This is a genomic window from Streptomyces sp. NBC_01003 (assembly GCF_045162695.1).
In the GTDB taxonomy this organism is placed as follows: domain Bacteria; phylum Actinomycetota; class Actinomycetes; order Streptomycetales; family Streptomycetaceae; genus Streptomyces.
In genome coordinates this window covers 210,355-233,102 of record NZ_CP108707.1, presented here as the reverse complement: position 1 = coordinate 233,102, position 22,748 = coordinate 210,355, and the positions used below count along the sequence as shown (strand labels likewise).

The 22,748-nt window shown below is 68.4% G+C and carries 20 protein-coding genes and 5 pseudogenes; 15 read left to right on the top strand and 10 right to left on the bottom strand.

Features of this window, described 5'->3' with window-relative positions; translation table 11 throughout:
* Window positions 1-11: 11 nt before the first annotated feature.
* The 3 genes and pseudogenes from OG698_RS01125 to OG698_RS01115 all read right to left on the bottom strand — a co-directional run.
* Window positions 12-140, bottom strand: a pseudogene (locus OG698_RS01125) (IS5/IS1182 family transposase); the annotation flags it as partial.
* A 133-nt stretch (window positions 141-273) separates the two neighbouring features.
* Window positions 274-585 (bottom strand): ArsR/SmtB family transcription factor, encoded by a 312-nt coding sequence (locus tag OG698_RS01120; protein WP_406100863.1) that lies wholly within the window; start codon window positions 583-585, stop codon window positions 274-276.
* A gap of 424 nt (window positions 586-1,009) precedes the next feature.
* Complete coding sequence (locus tag OG698_RS01115; protein WP_406100862.1) at window positions 1,010-1,312, bottom strand: hypothetical protein; 303 nt, start codon at window positions 1,310-1,312, stop codon at window positions 1,010-1,012.
* A gap of 402 nt (window positions 1,313-1,714) precedes the next feature.
* On the opposite strand from OG698_RS01115, the gene OG698_RS01110 reads away from it, so the two are divergent.
* From OG698_RS01110 to OG698_RS01100, 3 genes and pseudogenes are all read left to right on the top strand, one after another.
* Window positions 1,715-2,212 (top strand): MarR family winged helix-turn-helix transcriptional regulator, encoded by a 498-nt coding sequence (locus tag OG698_RS01110; protein WP_406100861.1) that lies wholly within the window; start codon window positions 1,715-1,717, stop codon window positions 2,210-2,212.
* Window positions 2,209-2,667, top strand: coding sequence for a MarR family transcriptional regulator (locus tag OG698_RS01105; protein ID WP_406100860.1), 459 nt, complete (start codon window positions 2,209-2,211; stop codon window positions 2,665-2,667). Before OG698_RS01110 ends, OG698_RS01105 begins: the two co-directional genes overlap by 4 nt.
* Window positions 2,668-3,156: 489 nt before the next feature.
* Window positions 3,157-3,981: pseudogene (locus tag OG698_RS01100) on the top strand (helix-turn-helix domain-containing protein); the annotation flags it as partial.
* An 89-nt stretch (window positions 3,982-4,070) separates the two neighbouring features.
* Here the strand turns inward: OG698_RS01100 and OG698_RS01095 are convergent.
* A complete protein-coding gene (locus OG698_RS01095; RefSeq protein ID WP_406100859.1) occupies window positions 4,071-5,072 on the bottom strand; it encodes an ArsR family transcriptional regulator in 1,002 nt (333 codons plus the stop codon).
* A gap of 62 nt (window positions 5,073-5,134) precedes the next feature.
* On the opposite strand from OG698_RS01095, the gene OG698_RS01090 reads away from it, so the two are divergent.
* The 3 genes from OG698_RS01090 to OG698_RS01080 all read left to right on the top strand — a co-directional run bounded on the left by OG698_RS01090 (window position 5,135) and on the right by OG698_RS01080 (window position 7,205).
* Complete coding sequence (locus tag OG698_RS01090; protein ID WP_406100857.1) at window positions 5,135-6,286, top strand: MFS transporter; 1,152 nt, start codon at window positions 5,135-5,137, stop codon at window positions 6,284-6,286.
* Window positions 6,287-6,448: 162 nt separating this feature from the next.
* Window positions 6,449-6,811, top strand: a complete 363-nt coding sequence (locus OG698_RS01085; RefSeq protein ID WP_406100856.1) for a hypothetical protein — start codon at window positions 6,449-6,451, stop codon at window positions 6,809-6,811.
* A 52-nt stretch (window positions 6,812-6,863) separates the two neighbouring features.
* Window positions 6,864-7,205 carry a hypothetical protein gene (locus OG698_RS01080; RefSeq protein WP_406100855.1) on the top strand — a complete coding sequence of 114 codons (342 nt, stop codon included), beginning with the start codon at window positions 6,864-6,866 and terminating at the stop codon, window positions 7,203-7,205.
* Between the two features lie 1,403 nt (window positions 7,206-8,608).
* On the opposite strand, the pseudogene OG698_RS01075 reads toward OG698_RS01080, so the two are convergent.
* Window positions 8,609-8,809 (bottom strand): annotated as a pseudogene (locus tag OG698_RS01075) (transposase); the annotation flags it as partial.
* A 180-nt stretch (window positions 8,810-8,989) separates the two neighbouring features.
* Between OG698_RS01075 and OG698_RS01070 the strand changes: the two are divergent.
* Window positions 8,990-9,148 carry a hypothetical protein gene (locus OG698_RS01070; protein WP_406100854.1) on the top strand — a complete coding sequence of 53 codons (159 nt, stop codon included), beginning with the start codon at window positions 8,990-8,992 and terminating at the stop codon, window positions 9,146-9,148.
* Between the two features lie 359 nt (window positions 9,149-9,507).
* Here the strand turns inward: OG698_RS01070 and OG698_RS01065 are convergent, their stop codons facing one another.
* Entirely contained in the window at window positions 9,508-10,314 is an 807-nt protein-coding gene (locus tag OG698_RS01065) for a class II aldolase/adducin family protein (RefSeq protein ID WP_406100852.1), read from the bottom strand.
* A gap of 127 nt (window positions 10,315-10,441) precedes the next feature.
* Here OG698_RS01065 and OG698_RS01060 point away from each other — a divergent pair, with 127 nt between their 5' ends.
* Window positions 10,442-11,002: a TetR/AcrR family transcriptional regulator gene (locus OG698_RS01060; protein WP_406100851.1), complete on the top strand. Its 561-nt coding sequence runs from the start codon at window positions 10,442-10,444 to the stop codon at window positions 11,000-11,002.
* 1,035 nt (window positions 11,003-12,037) lie between these two features.
* The gene (locus tag OG698_RS01055) at window positions 12,038-13,300 is read left to right on the top strand and encodes a protein kinase domain-containing protein (protein WP_406100850.1); all 1,263 of its coding nucleotides are present in this window, start codon (window positions 12,038-12,040) and stop codon (window positions 13,298-13,300) included.
* 19 nt (window positions 13,301-13,319) lie between these two features.
* Here the strand turns inward: OG698_RS01055 and OG698_RS01050 are convergent.
* Window positions 13,320-13,484: pseudogene (locus tag OG698_RS01050) on the bottom strand (ATP-binding protein); the annotation flags it as partial.
* A 48-nt stretch (window positions 13,485-13,532) separates the two neighbouring features.
* Entirely contained in the window at window positions 13,533-14,015 is a 483-nt protein-coding gene (locus OG698_RS01045; protein WP_406100849.1) for a QsdR family transcriptional regulator, read from the bottom strand.
* Between the two features lie 242 nt (window positions 14,016-14,257).
* On the opposite strand from OG698_RS01045, the gene OG698_RS01040 reads away from it, so the two are divergent.
* Entirely contained in the window at window positions 14,258-15,628 is a 1,371-nt protein-coding gene (locus tag OG698_RS01040; RefSeq protein ID WP_406100848.1) for a hypothetical protein, read from the top strand.
* 1 nt (window position 15,629) lies between these two features.
* Here the strand turns inward: OG698_RS01040 and OG698_RS01035 are convergent, their stop codons facing one another.
* On the bottom strand, window positions 15,630-15,863 hold the full coding sequence (locus OG698_RS01035) for a hypothetical protein (RefSeq protein WP_406111723.1): 234 nt from the start codon (window positions 15,861-15,863) through the stop codon (window positions 15,630-15,632).
* Between the two features lie 6 nt (window positions 15,864-15,869).
* On the opposite strand from OG698_RS01035, the pseudogene OG698_RS01030 reads away from it, so the two are divergent.
* The 5 genes and pseudogenes from OG698_RS01030 to OG698_RS01010 all read left to right on the top strand — a co-directional run.
* Window positions 15,870-16,224, top strand: a pseudogene (locus OG698_RS01030) (acetoacetate decarboxylase family protein); the annotation flags it as partial.
* A gap of 99 nt (window positions 16,225-16,323) precedes the next feature.
* Window positions 16,324-17,982, top strand: a complete 1,659-nt coding sequence (locus OG698_RS01025; RefSeq protein WP_406100847.1) for a carboxylesterase/lipase family protein — start codon at window positions 16,324-16,326, stop codon at window positions 17,980-17,982.
* Window positions 17,983-18,331: 349 nt separating this feature from the next.
* Complete coding sequence (locus OG698_RS01020; protein ID WP_406100846.1) at window positions 18,332-19,201, top strand: hypothetical protein; 870 nt, start codon at window positions 18,332-18,334, stop codon at window positions 19,199-19,201.
* Between the two features lie 198 nt (window positions 19,202-19,399).
* Complete coding sequence (locus OG698_RS01015; RefSeq protein WP_406100845.1) at window positions 19,400-19,675, top strand: SHOCT domain-containing protein; 276 nt, start codon at window positions 19,400-19,402, stop codon at window positions 19,673-19,675.
* On the top strand, window positions 19,672-20,280 hold the full coding sequence (locus OG698_RS01010; RefSeq protein WP_406100844.1) for a sulfocyanin-like copper-binding protein: 609 nt from the start codon (window positions 19,672-19,674) through the stop codon (window positions 20,278-20,280). The genes OG698_RS01015 and OG698_RS01010 overlap by 4 nt, the downstream gene beginning before the upstream one ends.
* Window positions 20,281-20,783: 503 nt before the next feature.
* Here the strand turns inward: OG698_RS01010 and OG698_RS01005 are convergent.
* On the bottom strand, window positions 20,784-22,706 hold the full coding sequence (locus OG698_RS01005; RefSeq protein WP_406100843.1) for a multicopper oxidase family protein: 1,923 nt from the start codon (window positions 22,704-22,706) through the stop codon (window positions 20,784-20,786).
* Window positions 22,707-22,748: the final 42 nt, after the last annotated feature.

The window sequence follows — 22,748 nt, the reverse complement described above, 5'->3', positions numbered from 1 at the left end:
ATCGTCGAGCCGCCGTCTTGCCGACGGTTGGCCTTCTGGTTGCCCGGCTCGGGGATGGTGTGCTTGATCCGCCGTCGGCGCAGGTAGCGGTGGTTGCGGCGTGAGCTGTAGGCCCGATCCGCGCAGACGAGATCGGGTCTCAACGCCCGCCCCGCCCAGAGTTCTTAGGCAGATGAGGTTGCAGCCGATCCCACTCGGCATCCGACAAGGCTCCTCGCACCCTTCCCGGAACGTTCAGCCATGCGGATCGTCACGCGACCCGTCGGACACGGCCTAGCCAGCAGCCACAACGGCTTGGATCAGGCCCGGGAATCTGCGCTCCAGGTCCTCCTTGCGGAGGCGCATGTACAGCCCGTTTCCGGCATTGCGCTGATAGACGAGGCCCGCCTCACGCAGCACTCGCCAATGTCGCGTGCGACTGGATTTGCTCAGCGGCAGGTCGAACGAGGCGCAGAGCCGCTCATCGTCAGGTTGCGCAGACAATTCAGCTACAACTCGACGCCGGTTCTCGTCTGCAAGCGCCAGAAGGATGGGGCCCACCTCTAGCTCCTCGACGCCAGGGTGCGCCAACTCGCCAGCGTCCATCACTCCACCTCTCGACAAGGTACGCATGGGCGCGTACCTTCCGGGAGGTACGCGACTGTGCGTACCTTACTCCCGGGGGAGCCATGCCCGCACCCGCATCGCTACGTCGACGCGTCCTGTCCCGCATTCTCTCGACGCTACGCAAGCTCCTTCTCGCCGAGCACTCACCGTTCATGACTCTCTGACTCTGTCCAGCCCGAGAGGGCCCCGGGTGACCGTGTCCCATCCGTGCCCGATAAACCGGGGACTCACGGGGAATCGCGGTCACCAACGGGGGACTTGCATGACCAAGGTCCCCAACCGATGTTCCTGGTCAGGGGCCTTCAAACTACGCGGTGGGTGTGGGATTTGAACCCGCGGTGACTCGCGCCACGACGGTTTTCAAGATTGCCAAAGCGCCGGCGCTCGTGTCCTCGATGTCGCTCTACTTACGAACAGCCAAGTAGACGAAGAGCAACGCGCCGATGCCCAACACGGACAACTGAACGGCCCCCGAAATGCGCCACCGTAGGGCGACAAGGCCAACACCTGTCACCACCGCTGCCCCTACCAAGATCCACACCGCACGCCACGCAACCCTCGGGGCCTCCGGCACATCTTGCGGGTTCCAGCCATCCCTCCATCCGATCCACGCATAGCTCCAGAGGAACCAAGCGATCACCGCCATATCGACGATGAGAAGAACCACGGCGACCGCGATTTGTCGAAGTGCAGAAGGCTCACTCATGCGTTCAGCGTCCTCCGCCCGCCCCCGTTCCGCATGAGCGCTCCTACTCAGTGTGAACACGATCGGGGCCGTCGCAGGGCCGTCTCCGGGCCGTGGGAGGACAGTCGGCGGTGACCGACGATGACAGCTGCCCACATCCCCAAAGCAGGTCGCGCCGCTGATCATCTACGCAACCGCTGGCAGAAGTGCCGCTGTACAAGTGGAGGGTAAGAGGTGGGTGGCGGAGGAACGCCGTCTGCCAGTTTTAGAACTAGAGCCTCTCTTCAGTCTTGATCATGTGGCGGGGCGGAGGCGGTCCCGCTGGAGGTGTTCCGTCGGTCCGTTGCTGCCCCGAGTCGGATGCGGCGTCACAGCCGAGGAAAATAGTAGCCATGGACATAGTATCCATGTACTCTATTTCGTATGAGCAAGGGTTCATCGCCGAGCCCCACGCCCGGCTTCCTGGTATGGCGGCTCGCCAACAAGTGGCGTGTCGCGGTCGATCGCGCGGTGGCTCCGCTGGGTCTCACCCACGCGCAGTACGTACTGGTTGCGTCACTGCACGGCATGCAGCGCGCTGGCGAGCGGCCCAGTCAGCGCCGACTCGCCGACCACACCGGCCTGGAGGCGTTGTACGTCTCGAAGCTGGCGCGTGCCCTGGAGTCGGCCGGCCTGATCGAGCGCACCCGTGATCCCCGCGACCCACGCGCCGTGCAGCTCGCGCTCACCAAGCAAGGACAGGCTGTCACGCGGCAGGCCATCGCGGTGGTCCAGGGACTGCTTCAGCAGTTGCTGGAGCCGCTCGGCGGCCTCGACGCCCTGCGGACGCGCGCGTTCACCGACGAGCTGACGACCCTGCTCGACGTACCTCTCGCTCCATCCGTACCGAACGACCAGAGCACGCAGAGGAGAACACCATGACCACCACCGCATCCACCGCTACCGCGCCCGTTGCCGACGCCCGCGGCCTCGCCCTGGCACACTACGCCGCGCGCGGCGTCCTGGAGCACGTCCTGGCCCGGCACGGCGCCACGTTCCAGCAGCAGGTCGCCCTGCGCGCCGCTGTCACCGGCGACGCCCCGCAGACGCCGGACGATCTCGCCACCGAGGTCCAGGGCTCCCTCAAGGCCGATCCGGCCGAGATCCGCGCCACCCTCGACGAGCTGCTGGCCAAGCAGCTGCTCGTCGAGGACGGCGCGCACCTTCGCCCCACGGACGCGGGGCGCGAGCTGCTCGCCGCCGCCGGGGCGGAGACCGCCCCCATCTCCGCCCGCATCTGGGGCGGAATCCCCGCCGAGGACCTGGCCGCCGCCGGCCGCGTCCTCGCCCTGGTCACCGAGCGCGCCAACGCGGAGCTTGCGGCGCTGACCGCCTGACCTCCCGACCGGCCCTGTAACTGGCTGTGATCACAGGGTGGTTCGACAACCGGACGGTCATGTGACGCCTGGCCACCGAGTTACCTCGCCACGCGTCCGCTGCCGGATCCTGACGTCGGTACATGTCGGCTCTTCTGTCCAACGAAGCTGCATCGTCGCCGGAATCGACGCCGCAGATCACGGAGAGACTCATGGGCCAGATCAGTAGCGCCGAACGCCGACGCAACGAGGAGGCGATCCGCGCCGCCATGGACCGCCTCCTGCGTGGCGAACTCCCGCCCGGCGGCCGAGGAACCTACTTGGCCAGGTCATTTCTGAAGAATGAAACAGCGCAGGCCGCCCGGCGCCAGGTCGTACCAGGCACCGCTTTCCCACCCCGCCAGGAGACCGCCGACGTCCTGGCTAGTGCTGTGACCGCATTGGTTGGCCGGGTCGGTAGATGGAACGGTTGGATGTGCGGTGGCGTCCGTTTCGACCGTTGGGGGTGTGGTGGCTGAGCCTGTCCGTGTGCGCAGGTTGACCGACCAGGAGGGGCAGAAGCTGCAGCAGATCGTGCGTCGGGGCAGCACCAATTCGGTGCGGTTCCGGCGGGCCATGATGCTGCTGGCCTCGGTCGGCGGGAACCGGGTGCCGGTGATCGCGCAGCTGGTGCAGGCCGACGAGGACACCGTCCGGGATGTGATCCACCGGTTCAACGAGATCGGCCTGGCCTGCCTGGACCCTCGGTGGGCGGGAGGCCGTCCCCGCCTGCTCAGTCCTGACGACGAGGACTTCGTCGTCCAGACGGCCACCACCCGCCCGACCAAGCTCGGCCAGCCCTTCACTCGCTCGTCCATCCGTAAACTCGCCGCCTACCTGCGGAAAGTGCACGGTCGCGTGATCCGGATCGGCCGCGATACATTACGGTGCCTGTTCACACGCCGCGGCGTTACCTTCCAGTGCACCAAGACGTGGAAGGAGTCACCGGACCTCGAGCGCGACGCCAAGCTGGACCGCATCGAGCACGTCCTGGACCGCTTCCCAGACCGCGCGTTCGTGTTCGACGAGTTCGGCCCGCTCGGGATCCGGCCCACCGCCGGAGCCGGCTGGGCTCCCGCTGGTCACCCCGAGCGGCATCCCGCGACGTACCACCGCACCCACGGAGTCAGGTACTTCCACGGCTGCTATTCGGTCGGCGACGACAGGTTGTGGGGTATCAACCGGCGCAAGAAGGGGGCAGGCAACACCCTGGCCGCGCTGCGGTCGATCCGGGTTGCCCGCCCGGACGGCGCCCCGATCTACGTGATCATGGACAACCTGTCCGCCCACAAGGGCGAGACTCGTGCGCCAGGGGGGCTTTGGGATGGGCCCAGGAGCTGACGCTTCATGTCCCCGGCCGAGTACACGCCCGGTGAACGTCCCGGTCACGGCGCCAGCTGCGCGTCCATGAGGGCCTGGCCGGCTGACGTTCGGTAGTAGAGGACGGACCGGCCCGCTCGGCGACGTTCCGCAAGGCGGGCCTCGCGCAGGATGCGCAGGTGGCGGCCGACCGAGCCCAGGGGCAGCCCGGTGAGGGCGACCAGCTGCGTGGTGCTCTTCGGGCTCTCCAGCAGCGCGAGCAGCTCGGCCCTGGCTGAGCCGAGCAGCGCCGAGAGCGCCTGCGGTGCGCGCTTCCTGTCTGCCTCGGCGGCCAGGACGCCCGCGCACGGGTACACCACCGCGAATCGACGCGCGGTCCAGGCTGCGTCGCCTTCGGGCGGCAGGTCCCAGCAGACCCAGCTCCGGGCGAAGGTCACCGGGACGAACAGCAGCCGAACGTCGGCAAGTTCCAGCGGGGGGCTCTCGTACGCGGTGATCTGCAGGCGGTTGCAGCCCAGCCAGCGCATCCCCGGGCGCATATCGCCCAGCGCGGCGGCCCAGCCGCCGGCCGCGAGGCGCCCGGTGCGGGCGACGACATCCGCATCGACGATCCGTCGGCGACGCGGCCACGTCGGCCGGACGGTCTCCCACCACACCCACTCCAGCAGGTCCGCGGCACGCCTCGCCAGGTCCTCGCGGTCCAGCAGCGGTGCGGGCAGTGAGCCGTTCGACGACTCCGCCAGGTCGGCGAGGGCGGTATCCGAAGGTGTATGCCGGATCCGGGCCAGCTCCTCATCGAAGTCGGCCTCCTCTCCCGTGGGCGTCGGCGTGAGGAAGGTCGCGTTCCAGCGCGGTCCCAGCGCGGCGGGGACGAGCGCCGCGGTGACCGGATCGGCGGCCAACCGCGCGCGATAGTCCGGCTGATGGGCATCCAGCCAGCGGCGCTCGCCGGGGTGAGCCGGAGCGCCGTCGTGCAGCGTCTTCAGCGCCGCGACCGTCTCGGCCAGAGGCGAGGCGACGAAGCAGCTCGCGGCGAGCGTGTCCGCGGTCACCTGCCACCAGCTCATCGGTTTCGCCTCCCTGCGAAAGTCTCCCACCCCGCCGATCACGCCGGACAGACTCCCCGGCCATGCGCACCTACCGCGACCTCTTCCGCACCCCGGAGTTCACCCCGCTGCTGCTCGCCTCGGCGGGGCTGACCGCCGCACAGACGGTCGCCGGCCTGGCCCTCAGCCTCCTTGTTTTCGAATCGACCGGCTCCGCGCTGCTCTCGTCCCTCGCCATGTTCGGCCCCGCACTCGCCCAATTGGTCGGTGCGGCGACGGTGCTGTCCAGCGCGGACCGGCTGCCGCCGCGCGCCGCGCTGACCGGCCTCGCGCTATTCTCCGGCCTGGGCACCGCCCTCCAAGCACTCCCCGGGCTCCCGGTCTGGGCGCTCTTCGCGCTGCTGCTCGGGCTCGGCCTGGCCGGATCGGTCGGCGGCGGGGTCCGCTACGGCCTGCTCCACGAGATCCTTCCCCGGGACGGCTACCTGCTCGGACGGTCGGTCGTCAGCATGTCCGCCGGGATCGTCCAGATCTGCGGCTTCGCGGTCGGCGGCATACTCGTGGCCACGCTCTCTGCGCGCGGCGCCCTGCTCGCCGCTGCCGCACTGCACCTGCCCACAGCCGCGGCGACACGCTTCGGGCTGCGCCCGCGCCTGTCGCGAGCCGGAGGCCGCCCATCGGTCACCGAGACCTGGCGCACCAACGCCCGCCTCTGGTCCTCGGCACCCCGCCGCGCGGTCTTCCTCGCACTCTGGCTCCCCAATGGACTCGTGGTCGGAGTGGAATCGCTCTACGTCCCCTACGCGCCCGGCAGTGCGGGACTGCTCTTCGCCGTCGGCGCGCTCGGCATGCTGGCCGGGGACCTGCTGGTCGGACGGGTGCTGCCCACCCGCTGGCGGCCCCCGCTCGCCGTCCCTTTGTGCGCACTGCTCGCCGCGCCCTACCTGCTGTTCGCGCTACACCCAGGACCAACTCTGGCAGCAGGCCTAGTTGCGCTCGCCACGGTCGGCTACGCGTCCGGCCTGCTGCTCCAGGACCGCCTGCTGGCTCTCACTCCGGAGGAGTTGAGCGGCCAGGCGCTCGGCCTGCACAGCTCCGGCATGCTGGCGGTGCAGGGCCTGGGCGCGGCAGCGGCCGGAGCCGTCGCCCAACTCACCTCGCCCGCCATCGGGATGGCAATGACTGCGGCGGCATCGCTGACGGTGACGCTGATGTTGGCGCGAAGGCTCGGCTGATGCCATACCAGGCGTCACAACACAGTGAACCTATCCGGCCACGGCACTAGCGATACGGCGAGGCGTCGGCGCAGCGGCTTTTCACCCGGTCCTTCGTCGGACAGGTGCAGCGTATGGCGCGCCTTGAGCACCTGGCCGCACGTGAAGAAGGTACGCATAGCCATGGGTACGGCAGTCGCTGCGCTGCTGATCGGCGCCGCTGCGGCGACCGCCTCCGGGGCGCAGTCCGAGACGCCTCCGCCGCCGCCCACCCCTGCGTGGGTCAATGCCGACGGCACGGTCGACGAGAGCAAGATGCCGGAGGCCATGCCGCTCATCGGTGCTGACGGCAAGGTGGTCAAGGACGCCAACGGCAAGACGCTTAAGGTCAAGACGCGTGGGCTGCTCAAGCCGTCCGGAGCTCCCGTCGCACCCAAGTCCGCCCCCGCACCGAAGGCAGGGGAGACTCGCACCACCGAAACGGACGCGGACGGACGGGTGACGGAGAACGTTCAGGCTCAGCCGTCGGTGCCGCCAGCCAACTGAGGGCCCTGCGGTCGGCGGAGGAGAGGAGTTCGATATGGACAGAGGTCGACGTGTGTTGCGCCTGCTGGAAGGCGTGTGCGCGGTCGTTACGGTGCTCTTCGGGGCGCTCTTGGTGTTGTCCACCAACTACGACGCCCTGCTGGTCACCTACAGGAACGGCGACCTCTCCTCGACGATCGCGGTCTTCGCCGTGGCGTGCGTCGGCTGGCTGGGGCTGCGCCTGGCTCGCTCCCCTCGGCGTCCTGCGGTCGGGCTGCTCGTTGCTGGTGCGTGCGGCGTTGGGCTGCTGGCCGTGCTGTGGTGGGCGTTCCGTCCCGCAGCGGAGGAGCGGCACGATACGACGCCCACTCCGGGCCCGACGGCTCCTCCGGCACTGCCGACCTCCGGACCGTAATCACCCTGGACAACAAAGCCCTCGGCCATCGTTTTGGTGGTCGAGGGCTCCGTCGTTGGGGCCAGGGCGGCAACCGGCGGGTGACGGGCTCACGTTGGGGTGAATGCGTTGGGCCGTCTGCGGGTGGGATGCAGGGTGTTGGGCGTCGATCACGGTCACGTTGGGCCCCCGGCCGGGGTCCTAGTGCCGGCCAGACCATCGCCCGATCCCGTCCAGTCACCGCGACACTGGGCGGTCAGCGATCTGAGGGAGGCCGGGTCGGCCAAAGCCACACACCTGTCGGGGGCGCGTTCCCGGCATCTGACCGATACCTCAAAGCTAAATTCCCCACCCCGCCCGACGGCCACGGAACCACTCAAACGAAGTGGGGCCAAAAGAACCTGGAACATGGGGCGCACAAGGCGCCTTGCGCGCCCCCTGCGGTCCCGTGGTGGGGCCAGAAGAACTTGGAATCGTGGTCCCAAAAGAAGTGCGTAGAGACAGGGCAGCGGTAGCGGGACCAGGCCGCGGCCTGCGTCGACGGCGGTGTATCCGGTGCACTTCCCGGGCTGGGAGAACCCGAAGCCGGCGCCGCGGCCGACGATCTCGTACCCGATCCCGTTCGACCGGCGGTGACTAGTGCGACTCAGCTGGCGCGGCGGGACAGGCCCTCTTGCCGGGCCTGGGCAGGGCTTTCACACTGCGGATCACAGGAGTGGGGAGATGGGGGAGTGATGGCAGCACGACGACGGCGCCGATCGTCGACCTCTACTTCCAGGTCCTCTGGGGTCTGACCTTCCTTGTGCAGGGCATGGGGGGAGTGGGCGCTCATCGAGTGGCTCGCCGGTACCGAGAGGCCCAAGGATCCAAGAACTCGCTACCGATATCACTTTCTCTGTGCAGGCCGGATTCATTGCCGTGGTGCTTATCCCCTTCATGCGCCTGCCGCTTGAGGCCGCGATGCGGGCCTGGTATCGGTGGAGGGGGCAAGCTGGCGATGCCGCCGAGCCGTCGGCCAATGCCGGGAGCGAGGGGGCAGCCCAAGGGGATGCCGACACGTCCGCAACGGCCCCATAGTGTCGCCGCCAGTTATGAATCGATACCCCGAGACGGTCTCAGCCCCGCCCTCCGGGTTGCTGGAGACCCTCCGCGCGACACGGTGAAGCCCTCGGATCCTGAAACGTTCGAGGGCTTCACGCACGACGAGAACCCCCAAGCCCGAAGGCCTGAGGGCCCCATGCGCGCCGTGTCAGACGAGATGACCGAGCCACGTCGTCAGCCAGGACCAAACAGCAGTGCCGACCCCCGTCCCCACCGCGGTCGCGGCCCCGCCCAACAGGCCGGTCACCGCGACCGTCCGATACCGCCGCCCACGGCGCGTCCCGCGCGCAGTACGAGTGGCCTGTTCCTCGCTCCCGCTAGCTCGGGTCGGTGAAGGCCGTGTTGGCCTGGGTGGTTCGACGGAGGACCGACCAGATCCCTTCCACGGGGTTGAGGTCGGGTGCGTAAGACGGCAGGTGGTAGGCGGTGAGCCAGTCCTGCGCGTCGATGAAGGCCCGCATTCGGCGGTCTTTGTGGACGTTCAAGTTGTCCCAGATGAGGACGATGGGTGCGTCGAGCTGCTGCACCACGTCAGCGGACAGCTCAACGACGACGCCGCCATGATCGCCATAAAGCGCAGCGCCGCCGAGCAGGCCGGCGCCACCGTGCGGGTCCTCGTCGACCCGCCGCAGGGGGCGTGACAGAGTGCAGGGCATGGCACCCTGGGATACCGCGTCATCCTCACGACCAGGGGCGCTGTCGTCATGCAGGGCGAGTGGTCCATCCGCGAGACCGGGGAGCGGAAGTTCCGGTCCTGGATCGGCAGCTATGGCAGCGTGCCGGGCGCCCGCGTCGCACTGGCCGAGCAGGCCGCGGACGGGTCTTGGGTCGAGCTGAAGGCGTGGCCGGACAGCACGGCGTAGCTGCCGTCAACTCAGGCGCCGCCCCGGGCCTTTGTCTTCACGTCCTGCTCGGCTACTCGGCCGGGTCCTCCTCGGCATGCCGGACCGCCGTCTTCACGGCCCGCTCGACGTCGTACCGGTTCTGCCCGGTGGCCTTCGCGTGCTCCGTGATCGCAGCCAGCACGGCCGCGGATAGTTGGCCCTCGCGTTCGCCACCGGCAAGAACCTCGTCGACGAGACTGCCGCCCGAGCCTCCGTGAGCGAGGTGGTCGGCGACTGAATACTTTCCTGGCTGCCTGATCGCGCAAGTTCGTCTGCGGTGTGCTCATCCTGGCCTCCTGGGACCGGGCCTTGCCGGGGGCGGCGGGCTCGCCGATGCGCTACTCGAAGAGGTCGGGCTCTTCCCGGACGATCTCGTCCCACAGGGGACGCAGCTGGAACCACCCGGAAAGTGGGGTGCCGATCTGTTCCCGGACCACGACCGCACTGTCGTGGTCGATGTGCTTGGGAGTGCCGGCGGCCATCGCGAGAAGCTGCGCCTGGCAGGAACGCTCCATGGTGATGAACCACCAGGCCGCTTCCAGAACTGTCTGCCCCACGGTGAGGTTTCCGTGGTTCTGGAGGATGACGGCCTTGTTCGGGCCGAGCGCCCGCCCGATGCGCCGGCCCTCCTCGGTGTCGTTGACGACACCGTGGTAATCCGCGTAAAGGCCGTGATCCTCGTAGAAGGCGCAGGCGTCCTGCGTCAGCGGGTCGAGCCAGACGCCCAAACTGGAAAAGGCTTTGCCGTACGTCGAGTGGGCGTGGGCGGCGGCGACGACGTCGGGGCGAGCGCGGTGCACCTCGGAGTGGATGCAGAACGCCGCGCGGTTCACCGGGCGCTTTCCCTCCACGACATTGCCCGCGCCGTCGACCAGAAGCAGGTCGGAGACCCGGATGTGCCGGAAGCTCATGCCGAACGGGTTGACCCAGAAGCGGTCCGGGTCGCCGGGGTCGCGTGCGGTGATGTGCCCGGCGACCCCTTCGCCGAAGCCGAGTTTGCCGAACAGCCGGAACGACGCGGCGAGTTCCTGCTTGCGCAGCTGCCGCTCGTCCTCGACCGACAGCCCGGCCGGACGCAGATTGAGAGCCGCGATCTGTTCTTCGGTGCCAAGAGCCGCCTGCGTGTCGGCTGCGAGTGTCTCCATGGAGCCCTCCATAAAATACATACCTGTTCATTTATGGCTGGCCGGTACTCTGGCACGCGCCGCAGGCACCGTCAATGGATTGGGGAGGATGCCCATGGCGAAGGGTGCGCAGACTCGCGCGCGAAGCGTGTCGAGACTGCAGGCAGCGGCGCTCGAGGTGTTCGCGGAGCGCGGCTTCCGCGGCGCGTCGATCGAAGAGATCTGCACACGAGCCGGGTTGTCGCGAGGGGCGTTCTACTCGAACTTCGAGGACAAGGAAGCCCTGTTCTTCGCCCTGTTCGACGAACACGCCGACCGTGAGGTGGCCCGCCTGGACGCGGCGATCTCGGATGCCTCGACGGTCGAGGAGGCACTCGACGGCCTGACGGGCGACAGGAACAGTGACGAGGAACGCCTGTGGTTCCTCGCGTCCACGGAGTTCACCCTCCACGCGATCCGGCATCCGCAGACCGCCGAGCGGCTCGCCGAGCACGATCGCCTACTGCGGGCCCGGCTCACCGAACTCCTCACGGGGTTCTTCGCACGCGTCGGGCGGCACGGGAACCCGGACCTCGATTCGCTCGCCCGGTTGCTCATCGCCCTCCACGAAGGCGCGTTGATGCAGTCCCTCGTCGAATCCGATCGGCTGCCACCGGGTGCATTGCAGCGCAGGTTTCTGCCGGCGATCCTGAGGGCCGAGGGCTGCTAGGCGGTCAGGGCTACGCGTCCACGGCGGCGAGTTCCGCGGCGATGGCCTGGAGCAGGTCGCGCGGGATGAGCCCCACCGCGAACGCGGCGATCTGGAGCAGGGACAACTCCGCTGCCATGCGCGCGAACGGTCCGTGCAGGAGTGCCGCGAAGTGCGTACGCAGGATGCGGCCACAGCCCGACGTCGTTCGAGTAACTGTCGGCGGCGCGAACGGCCCCTTGGATGAGGGGCCGTTCGGCATCGCACGAAAAGGCTATTTAGCGGGCCGAACTGACGGTGTGTGGTGCTCGAGGTCGGCTACTTCCCGAGCCAACTCCGAACGGGGCCCTGAGCGTCCGTCCAGGGGCCAGGCGAGGACTTGGTGCCCGAATATGTGAGCTTATCCGGGACGGACGGCGCGGGGCCGGGCCGCAGCGCGATGAGCACCTGGGAGGGGGCCCGGCGCGCCCGGGAAGACAAGAAGCCCTCGCACTCACTCGGAATGCATCGGGCGCCGCTGCTGTGCGCGGTCTGTGGCGATTACACGGATCCGGTTGATCCGCCGCGGTCAACTGCTGGACTATGTCGGCGACGGATGGGGGCCAGGTGGACTGGATCCACGGCGCGGCGGCCCGGGAGTCGACGGACTAGCCCAGGGCCGGTACTCGGTGGCGGGCGCCGGCGCCGGCGGCGGCGATCGGCCGCTGTCGTGAATATCTGTAGTCGCCTGCACGGATGAGCTGGGGTTCGCCGCCGCGTGCAGAGAAATACTAACCCGCCGGACAGCCCGAAGTCGCCTGCATTACGGTCGACTTGGCCGTAGTGGTATGCGCGACCGGAGGGCTTCCGGATGGTCGATGGGTCGGTGGCCGAGCGCGGGGTGCTGACCGCGCCAGACCAGCTGTGCGATTCGGGTGGCCATCTTGGAGAACAACCCTGCCGTCTGGCGGGTTTCTGGGTATCGGGCGTGTCGCCGCCGCGGTCGCATCGTGATCTCCATCGTGCCGGTTCGCCGGCAGGCGGGGCAGAAATATTCGAACGGGGGGAGGCATAGCCATGCGAGACCAGCTCCTCGGGGGCCGCTACCACCTGGTGCAACAGCTCGGCGAGGGAGGGATGGGCCAAGTATGGGAAGCGCAGGACGAAGCGCTGGGCCGGCCCGTCGCAATCAAGGTGATCTCCCTGCTCACCGGTGGCGGACGCTATGGCGACGAGGCACGCGCCAGGTTCCTGCGTGAGGCACAGATCACTGCCCGGCTGCAGCACGCCAACATCGTGACCATCCACGACCTCGGCGAGACCGGCACAGAGGACGACATGGCCCCGTTCCTGGTGATGGAGCTGGTCCGAGGCGAGGGCCTGGACGCGAAACTGCGCCGAGGAGCCGTGGCCTTGCCGGACGCCGCCCGATGGGGCGCGCAGATGGGTGACGCACTCGCTGACGCACATAACGCCGGAATCATGCACCGGGACATCAAGCCGTCCAACATCCTCATCACGCCTTCCGACATCGTGAAGGTCCTCGACTTCGGCATCGCGCGGGCGGCCGACCCCTACGCGACCGCGGACCGCCTCACCCAGACCGGCTTCATCGTGGGCACGCCCCCCTATATGGCACCCGAACAAGCACGCGGCCTCCCCGAACCGCGCAGCGACCTGTACGCGCTCGGCTGCCTACTCTTCGAACTGATCACGGGCCGGCTGCCGTTCCAGGCCCCCGACACCGTGGGCTTCCTCACGGCTCACCTCACCCAGGAACCACCCGCCCCCAGCTCGGTGGCCACAGGCATCCCACCCGCCTGGGACGACCTCGTGCTGACTTTGCTGCACAAGGACCCCGCCCAGCGGTACCCGAACGCCGCCGACCTCGCCCAGGCACTGCGACAACTCGGCCCTGCCCCGGAGCCCGCGCTGCCAGCAGACCAGCCCACCCCACCCACCACCATGCCGGAGACCATGACAGCGTTCCGGATGTCGGTCGATGACGTCTTCTCGATCACCGGCCGAGGCACTGTGGTCGTCGGCCGCATCGAGTGCGGTGTCATCAAGGTCAACGAGGAGGTGGAACTGGTCGGTACGAAGGAGAAGCCGATCAAGGCCACCGTCACCGGTGTCGAAATGTCCCGCAAGCGAGTCGACGTGGGGCAAGCCGGCGACAAAGTCGGTCTGCTGCTTCGCGGCATTGAGCGCAAACAAGTGGAGCGTGGCATGGTCGTCGTGAAGCCAGGTCTGCCCGAAAGCGCGGCCGTCGACCATCGCGGACAACTCCTCGGAGTGCACTGCGACTCGGCACCGGCTCCACGCAGAGACGACGGATGATCAGCTGCACGGCGGCGTGCGCGGTCTGCCCGAGGGCCTCGGTGAAGTGCGACTTTCCCGTCCCCGAGGGTCCACAAATGCAGAAATCCTCGCGGCGGCCGACCCATTCCAGGCCCTTGAGGGCGTCCTGAGTGGGCTTGGGGATAGACGACTTGGACTCGTGCCAGTCCCCGAAGGTCCTGCCGGGGCGCAGCTGCGTACTTCTGCAGCGAACTGTTGACCTTCTGAGCGCCTACAGCCGGGATGATGTCGCAGGCTCGTCGAGCAGGTGCTGGATCAGCGTGATCGCACGGTCGATGGCGGGCGGTTCGCCGATCACGATAGGAGTCCATTGCAGCGCGGTACCCAGCTGAACGACGATCTCCACCGTCCGTGCGTCGATTCCGTTCAATCCGTGTGCAGTGAGGCAGGCAGTCACGCCGGCGCGCAGGGCGGCGTTCACCTGGCCTCCCTCGGCCATAAGCACCCGCAGGGCCACGGTGGGCTCCTGTTCGGCGAACTGCCGCAGCGGTCCGTGGCCGGACGTCACCTGCATGAACCGGCGGATGTCGGCGAGCGCCCCCCGCACTCCGCCGACGGCGCTGCCCTCGGACACCGTCTGCCATGTCTCGGCGCTCAACTCCGCGAGGATCACGGCCAACAGTGCCTCACGGTCACCGACCCACCGGTACAGCGTGCTGCGTCCGACGTCCAGGGTGGCCGCCAGGGTGCGCATGTCTACGCGGTCTCCGTGCAGGAACACCCGCCGGGCGTACTGGACGGCCAGCTCACGCGTCGGCCGTTGCAGTCGGGGCAGCACAGGCTCGGAATCCGGGGTCGACTTCACCGGGCCATCGTAGAGCGGGACAGATTGCACGCCTGAACCAAATGAAACACTATTGACGAGTGTCCCACACGGTTCTAGCGTCTCGGGAGCCTCGCGGATGCGGGGTCATCGAGACTCAAGGAGGAGTCCGCGTGCGCCTGCTCCCCGCTCCACTCGGCACCCTGGCCTGCGCTCTGATCACGAGCGTCGTCCTGACCGCCGCACCCCCCGCCCACGCCCGTGGGGGCGCCGACGAGAGCGCGGGCGCGCAGGCGGCCGACTGTCTGTGGCAGGGGCCGGCCGGTATGGTCGACGACCCCGCCCAGAACTACGCCTTCCCTGACGCCGGAGCCCGCTACTGGTCCGCACAGCTGACCCTGCCCACAGGCGCCCGGCTCACGTTCGACGGCGCGTACGCCCACGCCCGTTACCAGTCGCTGAACAGCTACGACATGGCCACGCACGCGCCGACCGATGCGCTCGACGACATCTCCACCCGGCCGGACCCCGGCTCGTCCAACCCCTACCTTCCCGGGGCCCGGCGCGCTCATGACGCCCACCGCTCATACCACGTCGCTGTCCTGGGCGACCCCGCGCCCAGTAACCCGGCGCAGCGAGCCGGGAACACCCTCTACGCCGGCGTGGCAGGGCAGACGAAGATGGCTCTGATCTACCGCGTCTACCTGCCCGACCGTGGTCGTGACGCCACTGGCGGCGCCGGTCTGCCCCGCCCCACCCTGCATCTGGCGGATGGTTCCACCGTGACGGGTCCGGCTCTGTGCCAAGCGGTCGAGGCGTCCCGGAACCGGCTGCCTCTCACCACCCTTGCTCTGCAGAGTTATCTGGCGTTGCGCGACCAGCCGGGTCGTCCGACCGGATTCCCCGCCGCCGCCCGGCCCGTCTGGCACACCTTCTACAATCCGGCCTTCAGCCTGGCCTGCGTTTACCAAGGCGCCTGTGATGGAACACCCGCCCGGACCGGGGGCCAGTACTCCAACCGCGACAACCAGTACGTCGCCGGCTACGTCAGCCGCGCCTTCGGCAACGTGCTGGTCCTGCGGGGCAGACTGCCCGTCACCCCCGCGACCCTCGATCGCGAACCGCGCATGGCCGCGCACACCGACCTGCGGTACTGGTCACTGTGTTCCAACGAGAGCTACGCCACCACCCGCGCGGCCGCCTGCGTGGACGACGAACACGTGCTGACCGACCGACACGGCCGGTACACGATCGTGCTGAGCCTGCCGCAGGACCGGCCCGCCAACGCCACCGCCGCCAACGGCGTCACCTGGCTGAGCCTGTCCCCGAACGGAGACGGCGCCGGCCACCCGGACGACACCATGCTGATCCTGCGCAACATGCTGCCGTCCACAGGCTTCCACCACGCTGTGCAGGACACCGAGACCCCCGGCGACGAGCGCGCCGTGATGGGCGATTACCTGCCTAGCGGCACCTACACGACCACGACGGGGTTCGAGGCCCTCGGTCACCTGGCCGCGGTCCAGGCACACGGCTCCCGCTGACCTATCCGGCCGAGCCGACCCGGGGGGTCGGCTCGCTGAGCGCCCGCAGCACGGGCGGGAGCGTCCGCTTGGCCAGGTCGCTGTTGGCCGTGACGGCGTCGGGGTGGGTGAGCGCGTGCGCGTTCAGGCCCTCGGACAGCGCCATGACCACACGGGCCAAGTCGGCTGCGGGGAGGGCGGGTTGGCGGCCGCCGCGGGCGAGCAGGTCGGCCAGCAGGGCGGCCAGCCCTGCCACGAGGCGCGGGAGCTGAGTGCCTATCCCAAGGCGATCGGCTCACCGGCCTTGGCCGTCGAGCAGGGCGCCCTGGCCGGCACGCTGGACTGGGGGAGCCAGCGTCGCCGTGCCCACCTTCGCCGTCAAGATCGTCCCCGGTTACCAGGGCGACCTGCGGGTCTGTGACCTCACCCGGACGGAGATCACCGACATCACCGTCAAGGAAGCCTGGACCGGGCCGGCTCGTCTCCAGCTCTTCGCCCACGTCATGGCGCCGCTGGCCGATCTGCCCGTGCTCGAGATCGTCTCCGCCAGCCACATCGTCACCGACCTCACGCTCGCCCCCATGCGGCCGGTGTACGACTTCCTGACGGCGGGGTGACACGGGACGATATCTCCCTGAAGTGCTGAAACATGCTGGTACGTCCCTTCTCGCTTAGAGTCGGGGATGACCCGGAGGCCAATGCGCGGGAGGCGCGCCATGATGCGGTCGAGGTACGGCGCGGTCCTGGGAACAGTTGTCACCCTCGGCCTGGCGGCAGTCGCGTTCACGCCCTCGGCGAAGTCCACGGGACCGGTGGTCTCCCTCGATTCCGGCATGGTGCGCGGCACCGAGTCGGCAGGCGTCGAAGGTTTCAGGGGAATCCCGTACGCCCAGCCCCCCGTGGGCGCCCTGCGCTGGCGCAACCCACAGCCGGTCACACACTGGAGCGGGGTGAAGAACACCACCGCGTTCGGCCCGGCGTGCCCCCAAACGGACCACGTCCCGCAGTCGGAGGACTGCCTGACACTGAACGTCTGGCGTCCCGGGACGGCCCGCCCTTCGGCACCACTGCCGGTCATGGTCTGGATCTACGGCGGCGCACTCGTCCACGGCAACACCACCATGTATCCGGGCGACGCGCTGGCCCGGCAGGGCGTCGTCGTGGTGAGTATGAACTACCGGATGGGACGGCTGGGGTTCTTCGCCCATCCCGCCCTCGCCGAGCAGTCACCGGGCCAACCGGTCGGCAACTACGGCTACATGGACCAGCTCGTCGCACTGAAGTGGGTGCAGCACAACATCCACGCCTTCGGCGGCGACCCGAAGCAGGTCACGATCTTCGGCGAGTCGGCCGGCGGCGGCTCCGTCATGGCCCACATGGTCTCGCCGCTCTCGCGCGGCCTTTTCCAGCGGGCGATCCTGCAGTCGCCCGGCATCCCCACGGCCCGAGCGGACGTCCTGCCCCTCACCCCGCTCCGGAACGCCGAACGGCGGGCCGTCGACTACGCGCACTCCGTCGGCATCGACGGCACAGACGGCAGGGCGCTGGCCAAGCTGCGTGCGTTGCCGCCAGGGAAGCTGGTCGAGGGAACCGACTCCACCGCCGTCCTGGCCGGCCTGTCCGGCGGGAAACAGGTCACCGGCATCTCCGGCTCCATCCTCGACGGCCGCTTCCTGACCGAGACCCCCGACGCCGCCTTCGCCGCCGCCCACCAGGCCAAGGTGCCGGTCATCGTAGGTGCCAACGACCGTGACCTGGCCATCGGGCAGGCCGCTTCCAAGGCGGCACTGTTCGCGCAGTTCGGCGCACTGGCCCCCGAGGCACGCAAGCTCTACGACCCTCACGGCGACCAGAGTCTGGCCGAACTGCGGCAACAGGTGTTCGCCGACAGGACACTCGTCGAACCCTCCCGGCACCTGGCCGACCAGGCGGCGAAGGCGCGGCAGCCGGTCTGGTGGTACCGCTTCTCGTACGTCGCCGAGTCCGAGCGGGCGAAACAGAAGGGCACACTGCACGGCTTCGAGATCCCCTACACCCTCGACCTGCCCTCCGCCCTGGTCGGCGACAAGGTCACCACGGCCGACAAGAGCATGGCCACCCTGGCCAGCGGCTACTGGGTGTCGTTCGGCAAGTCCGGCGACCCGAACGGCGGCGGACGTCCGGCGTGGCCCCGCCACGACCCGGCCGTAAACCGGCTGATCAACTTCACGGACCAGGGCGCCGTGATCGGCCCCGACCCGCTCAGGGCCCGGCTGGACCTGTGGCAGCGGTTCTGGGCGAGCCGTGAAGCCGGACAGCGACGGACCGACACCAGCGGCTCGCCGGCAGAGCTCGGCAACGGGCGGCCTCCTCGAGGACCTTCATCAGGTCGATGACGTCCGTCGCCTGAGACGACGCCTCGGCCGTCGCGATCTGCTGCCCCTCCGCTTTGACCTTGACCAACTCACGCGCCTTTTTGTAGGTGTCATGACATCGCTTCGGATCCCAGTCACCGCGGAGCACTCGACCAACTGCAGTGCCAACTGCAATTCCTTGCCGCGGCGGAGCCCTTGACAACCTGGACGCCGTAGCCGCCCTCCGACAGCGCGAGGAGCGCGGAGATGGGCACGGTCAGCACGTTCTTCGGAGAAGGCTGTTGAGCTGGTCGAAGACGCCCTCCTCCTGGACGAGCTGGCCTGTGCGGTGCAGTTTCTCCGTGGGCTCTTCGAATCATGATCCCTCCCCTTGTTCGCGCAAGCCGCGCTGACGTTGCGTTCGACGATGCGCCGCGGCGGGTCTGCCTCGACGACCTCGATGGCGACGAGCAGGTCCATCGGGCGAAGACACCTGGCGGTCATGACTTTGATGGCCATCGGCATGATGGGTTGCGGCGGCGAGCATGACGGAGGCGCCCCGACGGCGAAGGCGACGGTCAGCCGAAGCGCGGAGCAGAGTGCGCGTGTGCTGTCTCAGCAGCAGCTCGAGGATGCCGTCGTGGACGCGCATGACCTTCCCGGAGTCCAAGTGGAGGAGGTTGGGGTGGGGACCAAAGGTGTCGGCAATGGCGTCATCCATGCTGTACGCCCCGCCACCGACCCTTCGCTGTGCGCGCCGGTCGGCGCCGCAGTGGACGGAGCCAGCGGTTACACCCCCGTCGGCAGCGTGCAACGCATCGCGGGCACGGAGGGCCACTCGGCGATCATTACCCTGGTGTCGTACCGCTCAGCGGATGCCTCTCGAGTCATGAAGGAACTTCGTGCGGGCTTGAAGTCCTGCAAGGGTTACGAGGCGGCGGGCGCGGGTGCCATGAAGGTGACGTACGAGAACGTCGAAGCCGCCAAAGCTCCCTCGCGGGGCGATGAAGGGGTCGCCTTCCGGCTCAAGTGGGTTGCCGAGCCCGGTGAGGACGGCCTGAAGGTCCCCAGCAGTGTGGCTGTCATCCGCCACGGGTCCACACTGGCGATCTACAAGGCCATTTCCGACAGCCCCCGGGCGCCGGCGAACGCCCCAAAGCAGCTCCAGCCCAAAGCCGCTCCGCCGACCTCACGTCGAATGCGCCGCGGCGCTCACATGCAGGCAATGCGGATCGTCAGTCCGGCAGAGAAATCACCGTGAAGCGGCGGTCACCTCCCGAGATGGTCGCTAGACGAGCTTGAGCCGTTGGGCGGGCCGGTCGTCGGTGAGGTGTGGGCCGGACGGCACTAGGCCGGCCAATCCGACTGGCGGAGGGTGGCGAGCAGGCAGGGGTTTGGCAGCCTCCGATCAATCGAGAGGTGGGGGACGCTTACCCACCAGCCGAGGGCGGTGATCCACATGATGTGGTACGGCGGTTGGGGCTGGGGCGGCTGGCTCGTCATGGTCATGTTCATGGTGTTGTTCTGGGCGCTGGTGATCGCCGGTGTCGTTGCGCTTGTCCACTACCTCGCGGGCAGCCGTCTCGGCCACCAGAACAGCCCGCCTCCCTCGTCCGGCGAGCCCGGGTGGAGAAGCAGGCGAGCCGAGGACCTGCTCGCCGAGCGGTTCGCCCGCGGGGAGATCGAAGAGGACGAGTACAAACGTCGGCTCGCGCTACTGCAGGAGCACCGGTGAGCGCGAACCGCCCGCGCGGGATGTGGCTGGCTGTGGGGGCAGCCGCCGCACTGGTGCTGGGCATCGCGACCGCAGTGCTGCTCGCCGCCACCGGTGCCTTCCGCGGCAGTGCGCCAGCAGCCTGGCAGGGCCGGAGCGCACAGTGCAATGCGCCTGTCCTGAAAGGCCACGCGGTGGATGTGACCGTGGGGGACATGGGGCCGGGCATGATGGGGCGGCCCAAGGGACGCAACCCGACGGGCGGCACCGACTGGCAGGGCATGGGCATGCTGCGTCTGCACGCGACACCGAGCACGGTCCCGGCCGGAGTGGTGTCGCTGCGGGTGTTCAACGCTGGCGCCCTCACCCACGAGGTGGTCGTGCTGTCCCTGCCACCAGGTCAAGCTCCAGGAGAACGCCCTACCGGTTCCAATGGGCGGATCAATGAGGCGGGGAGCCTCGGGGAGGCTTCGCGCAGCTGTGGTGCGGGGGCCGGGAAGGGCGTCATGCCGGGGGCGATGGCCTGGACCACGGTGACGCTACAGCCCGGCCGCTACGAGCTGGTCTGTAACCTCCCCGGCCACTACGCGGCCGGTATGTACTCGGAGCTGGACGTCATACGGTGACCACAGCAAGGACCGGCGCAGACGCTGAAGGAATGCGTCCCTACACATACGCGGCCGGGCCATCTACCGGGAACTGATCAACCGAGCGCTCGTACAGCGTGTGAGTACAGCAACCACCGCGACCGTCACCGGCCCCACTGACGCGTCGCCCGTGGGGCCCTCCGAGGAGGCGTGCGTGTCTAACGGCGTGACAACGCCCACGAGCAGCGCCGGACGGGCGCGCACACCTGTGGACCATCGCCGCAGGTGAGGGCACACCGACCCAAGGTCAGCCGCCCGCCCAAGTTGTTTCGGGACGGAGAGGTCGTGGGTTCAAACCCCGCGCCCCGACACTGGTGAGAGGGCCATTCGCGTGATCGCGAATGGCCCTCCGTCGTGCTTGGGGGTCGTTGATCAGGCCACCCCGTCGACCTGGCCGCCTTCGCGATCACGGCCGAAGCTGTTTGTGGTGGACCACCTCCATGGTGGCCTGAGTTCTGTGACCGACCACGGGCGCTGACCTGTCAGTGGTCCTTCTTGCGCCTGCCTCCGATTTGGTACGGCCGCATCATCTCGTTGTCCTCGTGCTCGACGATGTGGCAGTGCCAGACGAAGCGACCAGGGTGGTCGAACCGGGCCTTCACCCGGGTGATTTCTCCCGGATAGGCGATCACGGTGTCCTTGAAGCCACCCTCCCAGCTCTCCGGCGGAATGGGGGACCCGTTGAACGGTTGGCGGTTCACCACCTCGAAGGCCACCTCGTGGATGTGGATCGGGTGGGCGTCCGCAGTGAAGTTGTACAGCTCCCATGTCTCGGTCGCGTTCAGTCTCGGGTTCTCCGTGACCGGGTCGGCCCAGCCGAGCAGCACCGGATTGCCGGCGGAGTCGACCGTGCCGAGCAAGGTCTCGACCGGTGTGTCAGGCGGCACCGGAGGGACGTTGGTTGAGGTCATCTCGTTGAGGGAGAGCCGGCGGGTGACGCTCGACGAGCCGAGTGGCCTGATCTTGGGCAGCTTGAGCTTGTTCGGCGGGACGCTCTTGTCCTTGCTCACCAGCGGGCCGACCACGAATTTCATCACCTGCCCGGTGGTGTCGGGATTCGCCGCGTCGAAGGGAATGCCCCGGCCGCCGAAGGGTGCGTCCGGTCCCTCGTTGATGAGGTACAGCTCGGTGCCTTCCGGGATTTCGGTGAAGTCGACGATGACGTCGGCCCGCTCCGCGTTGGCCAACAGCAGCTGCTGCAGCTGTACCGGTGCGGGCAGGAACCCGCCCTCGTTGCCGATTTGCCAGAACGGTACGGCCGACTGGGCCGGTCGGGCGGTCGGACTGTCCGCGATCTTCAGGATGAGGAACCGGGCATTGCATCCGTTGAGGAAGCGCAGTCTGTAGCGGCGCGGTTCGACCTCGAGCTTTGGCCATGTCCGGCCGTTGACCACGATGGTGTTGGCGAAGAATTCGGGGTTCCAGTAGGGCGATACGTCGGTGGTGGGAATGTACGGACCCGCGAACCCGTCGAAGAATTCCCGGGTCGTGGGGTAGAACAGCGAGCCGTCTGAGTTGAAGGAGCGGTCCTGGATGGCCAGGGGGATCTCGTGGTACCGGGTGTTCGGTGGGTCGCCGAAGGCGGGCGCCGGTCCGGGCAGAGTCCCCTTGGGAAGGTCGCACTCGCCGCCGCGCAGCAGATAGAACCCGGCAGGTCCGGCGTAGACGTTGAGCCGGGTCAGACCCAGGGTGTGATCGTGGAACCAGAGGGTCGATGCCCGCTGGTCGTTGGCGTACTGGAAGGTCGCTGTACCCGGGTCCCACTTCAGGCCGTGCGCATCGGCGAACTTCTCCCGGAACTCGTTGTAGAACGTGCCTACGGTGGCGAATCCAGGAGGAATGTTGTTCGCGCGTGGCAGGTACCACGCTTCGGTGTAGCCGTCGCTCTCCTCGGTGGAATGCCCACCGTGCAGGTGAGTGACGATCGGCACGGGGCCGGTATACGGACCCGGCGTCGATGTGAACGTCGGTCGGGAATCACGCCCGGCCTTGCCGCCCGGCGGGTTTGCCCAGTGCAGGGTGGGGTCGACCGTCAGCAAGTGCGGGAGGAAATGGCCGTGCTTGTCGACGAGATCGTTCACCCAGGTGACCCGGACGGGCCGGTCGACCTTGGCCTCGATGGTGAACGACGGGTAGTTGAACGTGGTCTTGTCGCCGAGCGAGCCGTATCCCCACACAGTGGTGGACGGCAGAGTGGGCGGCAATACCTGCTGGCTGAACTGCCGGACGCCGATGACGTACGTGTCGATGCCGTGCCCCTGCGAGTGGCCGGCCTTCGGCATCGCCGGCGGGATCACCAGGTTGGTGACGTATTTCGGGACGGTCGTGGGATCCAGGGTGGGGACGGGGAATTTGGCGGCAGACCCAGCCCCCGGGGCCACCGCGGTCCCGTTCGGGAGTGCCACCGCCCCATTAGGTCCTGGAAGAACCAGAGCCGCCCCACCGGC